This is a genomic window from Shewanella sp. SP2S2-6 (assembly GCF_031931965.1).
In the GTDB taxonomy this organism is placed as follows: Bacteria; Pseudomonadota; Gammaproteobacteria; order Enterobacterales; family Shewanellaceae; genus Shewanella; species Shewanella baltica.
On the sequence record NZ_JAUOEQ010000006.1, the window covers coordinates 118766 to 133562 of the forward strand.

Genomic DNA, 14797 nt, shown 5'->3' on the forward strand with positions numbered 1-14797 from the left:
CTTGGTATAACCATACAAAAACTATGCTTGAATTGCCGCAAAATATTGTGATTTAACGCCTATTGACACAATTTATCTGCATATCGCGCTATAAAGCCAGAACAAAGGTTTAAGTTTTCAACCTGAGCCCCTATAATGGCAAACACTATCCACGGATGAACCTATTGGTTCTGCAATCAAGAGATTAGCAATGACAGATGGAAATCAAGCGCTAAAAAAAGCGGGTTTGAAAATTACCCTGCCACGAGTCAAGATCCTAGAACTGATGCAAGGACCTGAAAACCAACATATCAGTGCAGAAGATTTGTACAAGAAGCTGCTGGATTTGGGTGAAGAAATTGGTCTAGCCACCGTCTACCGTGTGTTAAACCAATTTGATGATGCTGGCATTGTCAGTCGTCACCATTTTGAAAGCGGTAAAGCTGTTTTCGAACTCTCAACTCAGCATCACCATGATCACTTAGTTTGCCTGTCGTGTGGTAAAGTGATTGAGTTTTCAGATGAAGTTATCGAACGTCGTCAAGATGAAATTGCCATGAAACACAACATTAAGCTGACGAATCACAGCTTATATTTGTACGGCACTTGCACCAATGATACCTGTGAGCATAACGACGCTTAGTCGACTTCAGCTTTCATCGCCGAGACACAAAAAACCAGCTTTAGGCTGGTTTTTTTATTGGATGATGTTAATCGGCAAATCGTTATAATAGCTTGGCGTAGATATTCACTTTATGGCCCATAAACTCATTTTGCTCGCGCCAGTGCATCCCCACTCGCTTAGCCACGCCTTCTGAACCGAGATTCCCTTCTAAGATAAGTGCAATTGTCTGCTCTATGCCAAAACGCTTAAATTCGGCTAATGCAGCAGATGCGGCCTCAGTGCCAATCCCTGTGCCCCAATACTCAGGGAAATAACGATAACCCAGTTCGACTTCATTAAATTCTGCAATGAATTTCGGGCCACAAAAACCGATCACACGTTTATCGGCTTTATGCTCTACCGCCCAGCGACCAAAACCATGTTGCTGATAATCGGCTTGGATCACCTGGTGAAATAACTCAACCGCCTGCTCACGAGACGTAAAAGCAGCAGTGGGAATGTATTTCAGCATCGCCGGATTACTGTTCATCAAATACAGGGCTTCACAATCTTGCTCAGTAAATGGCCGAATAATTAATCGTTCAGTTTGGGTTATCATCTTTACTCCTTCAAAAATGGATCGCTTAATACATCAGCCTATCGATAAATGGTTACTATTGGCGTAACGTCAACGACACTACGCCAGAACCTTAAGCTTAAGCTTAACGGTGGTAATCACCACTGCGCTCAGGCTGATACAGGATTTCTTCAATACGCACTTTTACCATAGAACCACCAGGGCCTGGCCATTCAATCTCATCGCCTTGAGACAACCCTAATAATGCACTCCCCACCGGCGCCAAAATAGAAATCGTGCCCGCGCCATTGATGTCTTTTGGATACACTAACCGTAAACAGAAGGTCTCATTACTGGATGAAACGCTAAATTTCACTTCCGAATTCATGGTCACCACATTCGCTGGCATCTGCGACGCAGGCACGATATCGGCTCTGTCTAATTCAGCCTCCAATGCCGCTTTGCCCGGAAACGCATTTGCCGGCAGTGACTCTAATAATCGCTCTAGTCTTTCTAAGTCGATTTCCGAAATAATGATTTTAGGTGTTTTCACAGTCTTTCCCTCTTAAAGAAACGTGATGTTCAAGCCGTTACTGTGGCTAACATCGACTCAGTGGCTTACCCTCCCCCAATGCGGTAAGCCCCATAATACAAATACGCTCGCAGCAAAAAGCTGCAACCGTGTGATATAAATTTGAATTCAAGATATTTTGCAGAAACAGCACTGAAGCCATAAGCACTTGGCTCATGGTTAATGGCTCTACTCACGCTATGCTCGCCCATGGCGCAGGCGACTGCTGAGTAGAGAAGCATCAATCTAACCCGTAGAAGAAAAAATATCTAGTCTTCATGGTGTTAGCTCAATCCCATTCCTGTCTTATACAGCCAATAAAAAAGGCGCCTTAGGCGCCTTTTAGTATCGAACGGTTTAGCTTACCAACCAGTACGAGTACGCAGCGCTTTGCCGATATCAGCTAGCGAGCGGACAGTTGTCACTCCAGCTGCTTCTAATGCAGCAAATTTGTCTTCTGCAGTACCTTTACCGCCAGCGATGATCGCGCCAGCGTGGCCCATACGCTTACCAGCAGGTGCAGTTACACCAGCAATGTAAGACACAACAGGCTTAGTTACGTGTGCTTTGATGTAAGCAGCCGCATCTTCTTCAGCGTTACCACCGATTTCACCGATCATTACAATCGCTTCAGTCTGTGGATCGTTTTGGAACATTTCCAATACGTCGATGAAGTTAGTACCTGGGATTGGGTCACCACCGATACCTACGCAAGTAGATTGGCCGAAACCTTCATCAGTCGTTTGCTTAACCGCTTCATAGGTCAGAGTACCTGAACGTGAAACGATACCCACTTTGCCTTTTAAGTGGATGTGACCTGGCATGATGCCGATCTTACATTCACCTGGGGTGATAACACCTGGGCAGTTAGGGCCAATCATGCGAACGCCAGTTTCTTCAAGCTTCACTTTAACTTGCAGCATGTCCAGTGTAGGAATGCCTTCAGTGATACAAACGATTAGCTCGATGCCACCGTCGATAGCTTCAAGGATGGCGTCTTTACAAAATGGTGCCGGTACATAGATCACAGTTGCCGTTGCGCCAGTTGCAGCAACAGCATCTTTTACCGTGTTAAACACTGGTAGACCTAAGTGAGTTTGACCGCCTTTACCAGGAGACACACCACCCACCATTTGCGTACCGTAATCGATAGCTTGTTGTGAGTGGAATGTACCTTGACCGCCAGTGAAACCTTGGCAAATTACCTTGGTATCTTTATTGATTAAGACAGACATTATTTGCCCTCCGCAGCTTTAACTACTTGCTCAGCCGCGTCAGTCAGACTGGTAGCTGCAATGATATCAAGACCTGATTTAGCTAATACTTCACGGCCAAGTTCAGCGTTAGTACCTTCTAAACGAACCACAACAGGTACTTTAACGCCCACTTCTTTAACGGCGCCGATAATACCTTCTGCGATCATGTCACAACGTACGATACCGCCGAAAATGTTAACCAGAACCGCTTTCACATTGCTGTCAGACAGAATGATTTTGAAAGCTTCTGCTACACGTTCTTTAGTCGCGCCGCCGCCTACGTCTAGGAAGTTCGCTGGCTTGCCACCGTGCAAGTTAACGATATCCATAGTACCCATAGCCAGACCAGCACCGTTCACCATACAGCCAACGTTACCGTCTAATGCTACGTAGTTCAGTTCGAACTTAGCCGCGTGAGCTTCACGCGCGTCATCCTGTGATGGATCGTGCATGCCTTTGATTTTTGGTTGACGGAACAGTGCGTTACCGTCGATACCGATTTTACCATCTAGGCAGTGTAGGTTGCCTTCAGTGGTAATAACCAGTGGGTTGATTTCTAATAGTGCGAAATCATGATCAACGAACATAGTCGCCAGACCCATAAAGATCTTAGTGAACTGCTTCATTTGCGTTGGGTTTAAACCTAACTTGAAGCCAAGATCGCGAGCTTGATAACCTTGTGGGCCAGTCAAAGGATCGATGATTGCAGTGTGGATGAGTTCTGGCGTTTCTTCTGCCACTTTCTCAATTTCAACACCACCTTCAGTCGACGCCATGAACACAACGCGACGAGTCGCGCGGTCAACAACGGCACCAAGGTATAGTTCGTTAGCGATGTCGGTACAGCTTTCTACTAAAATTTTAGCAACTGGCTGACCTTTCTCATCAGTTTGATAAGTCACCAGATTTTTGCCTAACCAGTGTTCGGCAAAGGCTCTGATTTCTTCTTTATCGCCAGTGACTTTAACGCCACCCGCTTTACCGCGGCCGCCAGCGTGTACTTGACACTTAACAACCCATAAATTTCCGCCAATATGGCCTGCCGCTTCTACAGCTTCTTGGGCTGTATCACATGCAAAACCTTCTGACACTGGTAAACCATATTCGGCAAATAAGGATTTTGCCTGATACTCATGCAAATTCATGATGATCTATCCGTATACTTCTAATCAAATCCAACTGGCCCGTTTGGGCCAGTCACGAGGGTATGTCTGGCTATTTCTTTAAGCGCGAACTCTTAGCGAGTTGTCTTACAGATCAAGCAGCAGACGAGTTGGGTCTTCTAGGAAGTCTTTAATCGCAACCAAGAAACCAACAGACTCACGGCCATCAACAATACGATGGTCATATGAGAGTGCTAGGTACATCATGGGCAGGATTTCAACCTGACCATTAACTGCCATTGGGCGGTCTTTAATGGCATGCATGCCTAAAATCGCGCTTTGCGGCAGGTTAAGGATTGGGGTAGACATCAATGAACCGAAAACACCACCGTTAGTCACAGTGAAGTTACCGCCAGTCATATCTGCCACAGTCAGCTTACCGTCGCGGCCTTTGATGGCTAAATCACGAACCGCTTTTTCGATTTCAGCTAAGTTCATGGTATCTGTGTCACGTAACACTGGTGTTACCAGACCACGTGGTGTTGATACTGCGATGCTAATGTCGAAGTAGTTGTGATAAACGATATCATCGCCATCAATAGACGCGTTGACTTCTGGGAAACGTTTCAGTGCTTCTGTCACAGCTTTGATGTAGAAAGACATAAAGCCTAAACGGATACCGTGGCGCTTTTCAAAGATATCTTGGTATTGCTTACGGATATCCATGATGGGCTTCATGTTCACTTCGTTAAATGTCGTGAGCATAGCGGTAGAGTTTTTCGCTTCTAACAAGCGGTTAGCGATTGTCTTACGCAGACGTGTCATTGGCACGCGCTTCTCGCTACGGCCAGCCGCTAACGGAGCTACAGCAGGTGCTGCTGGCGCCGCAGCTTTAGGGGCAGACTTAACGAAGGCTTCTACGTCTTCTTTCGTAATACGACCACCCACACCAGTGCCTTTTACTTTGCTGGCATCAACATTGTGCTCTGCCAGTAAACGGCGAACAGATGGGCTTAACGCATCACTGCTTTCATCGCTGGTTTCAGCTGCAGGCGTTGCCGCTTCAGCTTGTGCTTTAGTGACTTCTTTGCCCGATACAGCACCGGCGATAAATTTAGCGATCACTTGTTCACCCAGAACAGTGGCGCCTTCTTCAAATAAAAACTCGCCAATGTGGCCATCTTCTGGCGCAACCACTTCAAGAACCACTTTATCGGTTTCAATATCAACCAGGTTTTGATCACGAGAAACTTGCTCGCCCACTTTCACATGCCAAGTGGCAATCGTGGCATCGGCAACAGATTCTGGTAGTACGGGTACCTTGATTTCGATACTCATGAAAAACTATCCTTTTATAAAATGTCTATTACTACAGTGTGATTGTAAGTTTCAGGGCACTGTTCACTAAAGATTCTTGCTGATGTGTGTGCAACTCAGGGTAACCACACGCTGGTGCAGCTGACGCTTCACGACCAGCATAAGTTAACTGTGCACCTGCAGGAACCGCGGCCCAGAAATGGTGTTGACTCGAGTACCAAGCACCTTGGTTCTGTGGCTCTTCCTGACACCAAACAAAATCTTTCACATGTTGGTAATCAACCAAAGCAACGATCATTTCATCATGTGGGAACGGATATAACTGTTCAACACGAATTAACGCTACGTTAGTGATGTTTTCTTTACGACGTTTTTCCAGTAGTTCGAAGTAAACTTTACCACTACAGAAAACAACGCGATCCACTTTGCTTGCTTCCAAGGTATCGATTTCACCGATCACATTTTGGAAACTACCACTGGCCAATTCTTCCAAACTCGACACGGCTAATGGATGACGCAGCAATGATTTAGGCGACATCACGATAAGTGGTCGACGCATTGGGCGCACCACTTGACGGCGCAACATATGGTAAACCTGTGCAGGTGTTGAAGGCACACACACTTGCATGTTGTGGTTAGCACACATTTGCAAGAAACGCTCTAAACGGGCGCTTGAGTGCTCTGGGCCTTGACCTTCATAACCATGGGGCAACAACATAGTCAGACCACATAAACGGCCCCACTTTTGTTCACCCGATGACAAGAACTGATCAATAACCACTTGCGCACAGTTGGCAAAGTCACCAAACTGGGCTTCCCAAATGGTCAGGCCGCCAGGTTCTGCCGTCGCATAGCCGTATTCAAATGCCAATACTGAGGCTTCAGATAACACTGAGTCAGTAATATCAATCGGACCTTGCTCATCGGCAATGTTGCGTAGTGGCATGTAAGTCGTGCCATCGTTTTGATTGTGCAGCACAGCATGACGATGGAAGAAAGTGCCACGGCCAGAATCTTGACCTGTGATACGAACGCGCTTGTTGTCTTCCAGAATCGAGGCATATGCCAAGGTTTCTGCAAAGCCCCAATCGAGTGGTTTCTCACCTTTTGCCATAGCAACACGGTCGCCATAAATCTTAGCAACACGGGATTGTAATGGATGGCTTTCAGGAACGTAGCTCAATTTGTCCGCAAGGTTTTGTAAACGTTCTGCCGACATCGCAGATTCGAACGCTTCGTCCCACTCACGACCAATATAAGGTGTCCAGTCAACAGAATGCAGCGTCATTGGACGCCATTCTTTCACCACACAATCACCCTGATCTAATGCGTCACGGTAATTATTGATAAGTCCAGTCACCTCATCGGCAGCAATCACGTTTTCAGCAATTAACTTGTCTGCATAAATCTTACGTGGCGTTGGGTGTTTCTTGATCTTGGCATACATCAGCGGTTGAGTTGCACTTGGCTCATCGGCTTCGTTATGGCCATGACGGCGATAACAGACTAATTCAACCACTACATCACGTTTGAACTCGTTACGATAGTCAACGGCTAACTGCGATACAAATGCAACCGCTTCTGGATCGTCAGAGTTAACGTGGAAAATCGGCGCCTGAACCATCTTAGCGATGTCAGTACAATATTCAGTTGAACGCACGTCCGCATGGTTAGACGTAGTGAAACCCACTTGGTTGTTCACTACGATGCGAATACTGCCGCCCACTTTAAAACCGCGGGTTTGAGACATGTTGAATGTCTCTTGTACTATCCCTTGACCCGCAATGGCTGAGTCACCGTGAATAGTAATAGGCATGACTTGTAAGCCATCCTTACAACCGCGACGGTCTTGGCGGGCACGTACCGAACCAATGACCACAGGGTTAACGATTTCAAGGTGCGATGGGTTAAAGGCTAGTGCTAAATGCACATTGCCGCCCGGCGTTTCGAAATCAGAGGAGAAACCTTGGTGGTACTTAACGTCACCCGAACCGTGGGTATCAGCATGCTTACCCGCGAACTCATCAAACAGTTCAGCAGGACGCTTACCTAATACGTTAACCAGTACGTTTAGACGACCACGGTGAGCCATACCAACGACGATTTCTTTAGTACCCGCTTCACCTGCACGATAAATAATTTCGCGCATCATAGGCACTAACGCATCGCCGCCTTCTAACGAGAAACGTTTCGCACCAGGGAATTTAGCACCTAAGTATTTTTCAATGCCTTCTGCGGCGTTTAAGCCTTCAAGAATGCGTGTCTTAACACTTTTATCGTAGTTAGCTTTACCTAAGGAAGGTTCGAGACGTTGTTGGATCCAGCGTTTCTCATCGGTATCGGTAATGTGCATATATTCAGCACCGATAGAACCACAATAAGTGGCTTTCAGTGCTTTTACCAAATCCGCAAGCTTCATGGTTTCGCCACCATGAGCAAAAGAACCAGTATTAAACTCACGATCCATGTCTTCTTTAGTCAGGCCGTGGAAGGCAGGATCTAAATCGGCCACAGGTTCGCGTTTCCACAGTTCTAGGGGGTCAAGGTTAGCACCTTGATGACCACGGAAACGATGGGCGTTAATTAACTGCAGGACTTTAACTTGCTTAGCATCCAGTTCAGGATCCGTCACACGAGCAGAGCTCTTATGGCGTCCTTCTAACGCTAAACTGCGAAAATAATCACGTACTTTTGAGTGAGCAGCTTCAGGCGCATCAACAGAGGCACCGTTCACAGGAGGGAGATTATCAAATACCGCACGCCAATCATCAGCGACTGACTGTGGGTTTTCTTGATAGGCTTCATACATCTCTTCTACGTAGGTCGAATTTGCACCACTTAAGTGAGATGATTCGAGCCAGGCTTTCATGATGCCTTGGTGCATTTCTATTCCTTTCAAACTTTATACACGTGCTTAGCCATAGTATTAAATATGCAGTCTGTAGAGATTACCTTCGACGCATAATTTCTGCCGCCCCTAGATGTCCAGATATACGGCGCGTTGTCTTCCATTACATACGCAAAAGAGTCACCTTCTGCTACCAGAAAGTGACTCTTCAAGAGCTATATTATTATTGGTTTCAGCTCGGGTTCTCGCATTACACTGCTCGCTTCAACAGCATGGACTTAATATGACCAATTGCTTTAGTCGGATTAAGACCTTTTGGACACACGTCAACGCAGTTCATGATGCCGTGGCAACGGAACACGCTATAGGCGTCGTCCAGCTCAGAAAGACGTTCTTCTGTTGCTGTATCGCGACTGTCGATCAAGAAACGATATGCGTGAAGCAGACCGCTTGGACCGATAAACTTATCAGGATTCCACCAGAATGATGGGCAAGCCGTAGAACAACAGGCACACATGATACATTCGTACAGACCATCTAAATGAGCACGCTCTTCAGGTGATTGTAAGTGTTCACGGGCTGGTGCTTTCTCATCATTGATGAGGTAAGGCTTGATCTTCTCATACTGCTTATAGAACTGAGTTAAATCAACAACTAAGTCACGAACAACTGGCATACCTGGTAATGGGCGTATTTCTAATTTCTTGCCTTTGAAGGTTGAAATTGGGGTAATACACGCCAGACCATTTTTACCATTCATGTTCACACCGTCAGAACCACACACACCTTCACGGCATGAGCGACGGAATGACAGAGTCGGATCTTGCTCTTTCAACTTAATCAGTGCATCGAGCACCATCATGTCAGAGCCGTCAGCTACTTCTAAGCTGTAATCCTGCATATACGGTTTAGTATCTACGTCAGGATTGTAGCGATAAACTGCAAATGTCAATTTCATCTTTGCAACTCCTAGTAGGTACGTTTCTTCGGTGGGAATGCTTCACGTAACTTAGGTGCCATGTTCACTGCACGACGATCCATCGTTTCAGTCACAGGGTCAAATAAGCTGTGGCATAACCAGTTCTCATCATCACGCTCTAAATAATCTTCACGTGAGTGAGCACCGCGACTTTCAGTACGGAAGTTAGCAGCATAGGCCGTAGCGATTGCTGTTGCCATTAGGTTATCTAACTCTAAACATTCAATACGTTGAGTGTTGAATTCACGAGAGTTATCAGACAACTTCGCCTTTGCAAGACGTTCGCGGATGACTTTCAACTGCTCTAAACCTTCAGCCATAGCATCGCCACGACGGAATACAGAGAAGTTTAATTGCATACACAGTTGCAGATCCTTACGGATTTGCGCTGGATCTTCGCCATCTTTGTTGCTTTCCCAACGATTCAGACGCGCCAGAGATGCTTGAATATCCGCATCGCTTGCGTCTTTTGGATCGTCAGTCTCATCCAAAGCTTTACCTAAATGCTGACCCGCTGCGCGGCCAAAGACCACTAAGTCGAGCAATGAGTTACCACCTAAGCGGTTTGCACCGTGAACAGATACACAGGCAATCTCACCCACAGCGAACAGACCGATCACATCTTGTTCAGTGCCGTCTTCATTCTTACGAATAACTTGACCACTGACCTTAGTTGGCAGACCGCCCATCATGTAGTGACAGGTTGGTAATACTGGGATTGGACCATCGGCCGGATCGATATGGGCAAAGGTACGAGACAATTCACACACGCCTGGTAAACGTGCTTCTAATGTTTCTTTACCTAAGTGATCAAGCTTGAGTAAACAGTGTGGACCTAGTGGACCGTCTAAACCACGACCTTCGCGGATTTCAGTCATCATTGAACGTGCTACCACGTCGCGTGATGCCAAATCTTTCGCGTTAGGGGCATAACGCTCCATGAAGCGCTCGCCGTCTTTGTTCAGCAGATAACCGCCTTCACCACGACAACCTTCAGTCACAAGTACACCCGCGCCGGCGATGCCAGTTGGGTGGAATTGCCACATTTCCATGTCTTGCATTTGCACGCCAGCACGCATTGCCATACCGACGCCGTCACCGGTGTTGATATGTGCGTTAGTGGTCGAAGCGTAAATACGCCCTGCTCCACCTGTCGCTAAAATCGTTGCTTTGGCTTTGAAATAAACGATATCGCCTGTTTCAATTTCAATCGCAGTACAACCCACAACGGCGCCATCATCGTTTTTAACGAGATCTAATGCATACCATTCTGAGAAGACTTGCGTCTTATGCTTAACGTTTTGTTGGTATAAACAGTGCAGCAAAGCATGACCAGTACGGTCGGCAGCTGCCGCAGTACGTGCAGCCTGCTCGCCACCAAAGTTCTTAGATTGACCACCAAACGGACGTTGGTAAATCGTGCCATTTTCGAAACGAGAGAAAGGCAAACCCATTTGCTCAAGTTCAATCACGGCTTCAGGACCGGTTTTACACATGAATTCAATCGCTTCTTGGTCACCGATAAAATCGGAACCTTTCACGGTATCGTACATGTGCTGTTCCCAATGATCTTCATGGGCGTTACCTAACGCAACAGTGATACCACCCTGCGCAGATACGGTATGAGAACGAGTTGGGAATACTTTTGATAAAAGCGCACAGCTTTTACCTTCTTTGGAAATCTGCAGCGCTGCACGCATACCAGCGCCACCGGCACCGATCACTACAGCATCAAATTCGCGTACTGGAATACTCACTTAGACACCCCACACAATAACAATGCCGGCCGCTAAATAACAAAAAACGGTAACGACAAAGGTGAACTGTAAAACACCACGTAACGACGTGCACTTGACGTAATCTGTCAGCACTTGCCATACACCAATCCAAGCGTGTACTAATAATGCTACCAGCGCCAAAAGTGTAAACACTTTCATCGGCAGAGCGCTAAAAAGGCTATGCCAGACGTCGTAGGTGAGAGGGGAACTACATGCAATAAAGCCAACCAAGAAAATGGTGTAACAGGCGAGGATCACTGCACTAGCGCGTAGTAGAATATAGTCATGAACACCACTGCGTCCAAAACTTGCTGCATTGGTTACCATACCCAAATCCCCGCTATGATTGAAAAGGCTACCGTTAAGGCAAATACAGCTTTCGCTGATGCGGCACCCGATGACAATTCTTCCCAACGACCGGTATCCATTACTAAGTGGCGCAGGCCACCAAACAAGTGATACGCCAGTGCAGTCATAATGCCCCACATGATGAACTTCATAACGAAGTTATCGAATAGAGATTGTACGCCAGCGAAACTTTCAGCTGATGCTAAAGATGAATTTAGCAACCAAATGAGAATGCCAACTGCGAACAGCATGATGACACCGGAAACACGGTGAAGAATTGACACAATCGCTGTTGCAGGAAAGCGAATGGTCTGCAGATCTAAATGGACAGGTCTTTGCTTTTTCACGTTCTGCTCACTCAGCTCCATTGAGCATTTTTTTTGTTATGTGAACCGCTTTTGTACAAACTTTAAACTGGGATGTGAATCACGGCAAAAGTAAACACAAAAGCAAAGTTTAAACAAACAGTTAACTATCTGAGCACGCACTCATTTAACATGTAAACAGAGGGTGCTTTATAATCGTTGTTTGCGGCCCTTATTGGGCGAGGCAAGTATACTCGCGGCAAATGTCAAATACAAACATCACAGAATGCAAATTATGTTTTTTTGACGAATTTTTACTGTAAGTGCCAGTTCCGCATGGGAAAGTAAAGGCATTTATACCATGGTCTAACAAATTTAAACGCTTATTTAAATTGAAATGTGATCTAGAATGGCTGTAAAGTAATGGCGGTTTGACATGCCGCACTCACAGATAAGAACTAAGTAAGGAGAACGGGGTATGGCTGATTTAAAAGCCAAATTAGAATTACCAGGGAACGACTCGATAGAATTGCCAGTAAAGCAGGGAACCGCTGGTTTTGACGTAATCGACATCAGTAAACTTGGCAGCAAAGGTTACTTTACTTTTGATCCAGGTTTTCTTGCGACTGCCTCCTGTGAATCTGCAATTACCTATATTGATGGTGATCTGGGTATATTGTTACACCGTGGCTATCCAATCGATCAACTAGCCGTTGACTCCGATTACCTAGACCTGTGTTATCTGCTGCTTTACGGTGAACTGCCGACGAAAGCGCAATATACTGAGTTTGTACATACAGTTAAAACCCACACTATGGTTCACGAGCAGCTAGCCTTCTTCTTTAGAGGTTTCCGTCGTGATGCTCATCCTATGGCCATGTTATGTGGTGTGACGGGTGCATTATCTGCATTTTACCAAGACTCTCTGGATGTTAACGATCCACGTCACCGCGAAATCGCCGCTTATCGCTTAGTCTCAAAAATGCCTACGATAGCAGCCATGTGCTACAAGTATTCTTCAGGCCAGCCATTCGTGTATCCACGTAATGACTTAAGCTATGCGGGCAACTTCTTAAGCATGATGTTTGCTGTACCATGTGAAGAATACATAGTTAACCCTATTGTTGAACGTGCAATGGACAGGATCTTCATTTTACATGCTGATCATGAACAAAACGCATCGACTTCAACCGTACGTTTAGCGGGTTCTTCAGGTGCTAACCCATTTGCGTGTATCGCAGCGGGTATCGCGTCTCTTTGGGGCCCAGCACACGGCGGCGCTAACGAAGCCTGTTTGCAAATGTTAGAAGAAATCGGTTCAGTTGACCGCATTCCTGAATTCATTGAACGTGCTAAAGACAAGAACGATCCATTCCGTCTGATGGGCTTTGGACACCGTGTTTACAAAAACTTTGACCCACGTGCCAAAGTTATGCGTGAAACCTGTCACGAAGTACTGAAAGAACTGAAAGTTAAGGATCCACTATTGGATGTGGCAATGGAGCTTGAGCGCATTGCGCTTGAAGACGAATACTTCATTTCTAAGAAGCTCTATCCAAACGTCGACTTCTACTCTGGCATCATCATGAAAGCCATTGGTATTCCAACCAGTATGTTCACTGTGCTGTTTGCACTGGCTCGCACTGTAGGCTGGATTGCTCACTGGAAAGAAATGTTAGATCAACCAGGCCACAAAATCAGCCGTCCACGTCAGTTATACACTGGCGAAACTGCACGTGATTTCGTCGCACAAGACAAACGCTAAGTCCCACGGCTTACGCATTAAAAAGCGCCTGAGGGCGCTTTTTTCATATCGAACAATCACCTTTTACACTCCCCTTGTTACACAAAATACATTGTTGCAATTGCCTACTTGCATAACCGCTGTTAACCGCCTTTAGTTATTCTCATCACTTTTTAAACTTTTTAGCTACATTTAGTGAAATCCACACATTAGCCCTAACTTAAATATAGCTTAACTATATGAAATTAAGCTACATTTAACATTGGCACGGTTTCTGCTATTAAATGGCATCACAATATAGACAACAGGTAACACACTTATGGAAAAGTCAAACATTGCTAAATTCGCCCTCCCCCTGCTAATGATTTCAATGCTAGCAGCCTGTGGTAAGGAAGAAGTGGCTAAAAAAGAAGAAAAATATGCCATTCCCGTCGAAACCACCACAGTGATGCAAGGAAACGTTTCATCTTTCTACAGCACAACGGCCACCTTAGAAGCACCTCAAGAAGCCAATGTCGTCAGCCGCATTTCTGGACTCATTGAATCATTGGCCGTTGAAGAAGGTGACCGCGTACAAAAGGGCCAAGTGCTCGCCGTTATCGATGCCAAAAGACAGCAATACGATTTAGACCGCTCAGAAGCCGAAGTTAAAATCATTGAGCAGGAATTGAATCGTCTGAAGAAAATGGGCAACAAAGAATTTATCAGCGCAGATTCGATGGCCAAACTTGAATATAACTTGCAAGCCGCCATCGCCAAGAAAGATCTTGCCGAGCTACAAGTCATAGAAAGCCGCGTACTGTCCCCTATTAGCGGCGTCGTCGCTAAACGTTATGTGAAAGCAGGCAACATGGCGAAGGAATTTGGCGACTTGTTCTACATAGTCAATCAAGATGAACTTCACGGTATAGTCCATCTGCCAGAGCAACAACTTGCCAGCTTAAGACTCGGCCAAGAGGCACAAGTGTTCAGCAATCAACAAAGTAAAAATGCTATCCATGCCAAAGTGCTACGGATAAGCCCGATTGTGGACCCACAAAGCGGCACGTTTAAAGTGACATTAGCCGTACCGAATCAAGAAGCGCGCCTAAAAGCAGGGATGTTTACCCGTGTTGAGCTTAAGTACGACACCCATGAAAACGTGATTACCGTTCCCTATAGCGCACTGATCAACCAAGATAACAGGCAAGCTTTGTATGTTATCGATGGCACTAATGCTAACCGCCGTGAAGTCGAAATTGGCTACCGTGAAGGTGACTCTGTAGAAGTGATTGCAGGCATTAACCCAGGTGAACAAGTCGTGACCCGTGGCCAGCAAAACTTGAAAGACCAATCCTTAGTCGAAGTGATCACCCCACTCGATCTTGCTTCCGCTAAGAACTGATAGG

13 protein-coding genes are annotated in these 14797 nt (G+C 46.0%); 3 read left to right on the forward strand and 10 right to left on the reverse strand.

The annotated features are described in order from the left end of the window. Positions 1 to 190: 190 nt before the first annotated feature. The gene (gene fur, locus Q4Q57_RS07015; RefSeq protein WP_106650752.1) at positions 191 to 622 is read left to right on the forward strand and encodes a ferric iron uptake transcriptional regulator; all 432 of its coding nucleotides are present in this window, start codon (positions 191 to 193) and stop codon (positions 620 to 622) included. Between the two features lie 82 nt (positions 623 to 704). Here the strand turns inward: fur and Q4Q57_RS07020 are convergent, their stop codons facing one another. The 10 genes from Q4Q57_RS07020 to sdhC all read right to left on the reverse strand — a co-directional run bounded on the left by Q4Q57_RS07020 (position 705) and on the right by sdhC (position 11728). Beyond that, entirely contained in the window at positions 705 to 1202 is a 498-nt protein-coding gene (locus Q4Q57_RS07020; protein ID WP_106650753.1) for a GNAT family N-acetyltransferase, read from the reverse strand. 103 nt (positions 1203 to 1305) lie between these two features. After that, positions 1306 to 1713: a nucleoside diphosphate kinase regulator gene (gene rnk, locus Q4Q57_RS07025; RefSeq protein ID WP_220590440.1), complete on the reverse strand. Its 408-nt coding sequence runs from the start codon at positions 1711 to 1713 to the stop codon at positions 1306 to 1308. A 380-nt stretch (positions 1714 to 2093) separates the two neighbouring features. Next, positions 2094 to 2966 (reverse strand): succinate--CoA ligase subunit alpha, encoded by an 873-nt coding sequence (sucD, locus tag Q4Q57_RS07030; RefSeq protein ID WP_220590441.1) that lies wholly within the window; start codon positions 2964 to 2966, stop codon positions 2094 to 2096. Further along, positions 2966 to 4132 carry an ADP-forming succinate--CoA ligase subunit beta gene (sucC, locus tag Q4Q57_RS07035; RefSeq protein ID WP_107947894.1) on the reverse strand — a complete coding sequence of 389 codons (1167 nt, stop codon included), beginning with the start codon at positions 4130 to 4132 and terminating at the stop codon, positions 2966 to 2968. Before sucC ends, sucD begins: the two co-directional genes overlap by 1 nt. Positions 4133 to 4237: 105 nt before the next feature. Then, positions 4238 to 5428, reverse strand: a complete 1191-nt coding sequence (odhB, locus tag Q4Q57_RS07040) for a 2-oxoglutarate dehydrogenase complex dihydrolipoyllysine-residue succinyltransferase (RefSeq protein ID WP_311890351.1) — start codon at positions 5426 to 5428, stop codon at positions 4238 to 4240. A gap of 31 nt (positions 5429 to 5459) precedes the next feature. Continuing rightward, entirely contained in the window at positions 5460 to 8291 is a 2832-nt protein-coding gene (locus Q4Q57_RS07045; protein ID WP_311890353.1) for a 2-oxoglutarate dehydrogenase E1 component, read from the reverse strand. A 214-nt stretch (positions 8292 to 8505) separates the two neighbouring features. After that, positions 8506 to 9213, reverse strand: a complete 708-nt coding sequence (locus Q4Q57_RS07050) for a succinate dehydrogenase iron-sulfur subunit (protein ID WP_106650759.1) — start codon at positions 9211 to 9213, stop codon at positions 8506 to 8508. An 11-nt stretch (positions 9214 to 9224) separates the two neighbouring features. Then, entirely contained in the window at positions 9225 to 10991 is a 1767-nt protein-coding gene (gene sdhA / locus Q4Q57_RS07055) for a succinate dehydrogenase flavoprotein subunit (RefSeq protein WP_106650760.1), read from the reverse strand. Then, positions 10992 to 11339: a succinate dehydrogenase, hydrophobic membrane anchor protein gene (gene sdhD, locus Q4Q57_RS07060; RefSeq protein ID WP_006081981.1), complete on the reverse strand. Its 348-nt coding sequence runs from the start codon at positions 11337 to 11339 to the stop codon at positions 10992 to 10994. Next, positions 11333 to 11728 carry a succinate dehydrogenase cytochrome b556 subunit gene (sdhC, locus tag Q4Q57_RS07065; protein ID WP_006081982.1) on the reverse strand — a complete coding sequence of 132 codons (396 nt, stop codon included), beginning with the start codon at positions 11726 to 11728 and terminating at the stop codon, positions 11333 to 11335. The genes sdhD and sdhC overlap by 7 nt, the downstream gene beginning before the upstream one ends. Before the next feature lie 415 nt (positions 11729 to 12143). On the opposite strand from sdhC, the gene Q4Q57_RS07070 reads away from it, so the two are divergent. Both Q4Q57_RS07070 and Q4Q57_RS07075 read left to right on the forward strand, forming a co-directional pair. Beyond that, the gene (locus Q4Q57_RS07070; protein WP_006081983.1) at positions 12144 to 13430 is read left to right on the forward strand and encodes a citrate synthase; all 1287 of its coding nucleotides are present in this window, start codon (positions 12144 to 12146) and stop codon (positions 13428 to 13430) included. 298 nt (positions 13431 to 13728) lie between these two features. After that, a complete protein-coding gene (locus Q4Q57_RS07075) occupies positions 13729 to 14793 on the forward strand; it encodes an efflux RND transporter periplasmic adaptor subunit (RefSeq protein ID WP_311890360.1) in 1065 nt (354 codons plus the stop codon). The last annotated feature ends 4 nt before the right edge of the window (positions 14794 to 14797 follow it).

Coding starts and splice junctions, on each gene's coding strand:
- odhB (WP_311890351.1), bottom strand. CDS start 5,428: ATGAGTATCGAAATCAAGGTACCCGTACTACCAGAATCTGTTGCCGAT.
- sdhC (WP_006081982.1), bottom strand. CDS start 11,728: ATGGAGCTGAGTGAGCAGAACGTGAAAAAGCAAAGACCTGTCCATTTA.
- fur (WP_106650752.1), top strand. CDS start 191: ATGACAGATGGAAATCAAGCGCTAAAAAAAGCGGGTTTGAAAATTACC.
- Q4Q57_RS07050 (WP_106650759.1), bottom strand. CDS start 9,213: ATGAAATTGACATTTGCAGTTTATCGCTACAATCCTGACGTAGATACT.
- sdhD (WP_006081981.1), bottom strand. CDS start 11,339: ATGGTAACCAATGCAGCAAGTTTTGGACGCAGTGGTGTTCATGACTAT.
- Q4Q57_RS07020 (WP_106650753.1), bottom strand. CDS start 1,202: ATGATAACCCAAACTGAACGATTAATTATTCGGCCATTTACTGAGCAA.
- sucC (WP_107947894.1), bottom strand. CDS start 4,132: ATGAATTTGCATGAGTATCAGGCAAAATCCTTATTTGCCGAATATGGT.
- Q4Q57_RS07045 (WP_311890353.1), bottom strand. CDS start 8,291: ATGCACCAAGGCATCATGAAAGCCTGGCTCGAATCATCTCACTTAAGT.
- sucD (WP_220590441.1), bottom strand. CDS start 2,966: ATGTCTGTCTTAATCAATAAAGATACCAAGGTAATTTGCCAAGGTTTC.
- Q4Q57_RS07070 (WP_006081983.1), top strand. CDS start 12,144: ATGGCTGATTTAAAAGCCAAATTAGAATTACCAGGGAACGACTCGATA.
- Q4Q57_RS07075 (WP_311890360.1), top strand. CDS start 13,729: ATGGAAAAGTCAAACATTGCTAAATTCGCCCTCCCCCTGCTAATGATT.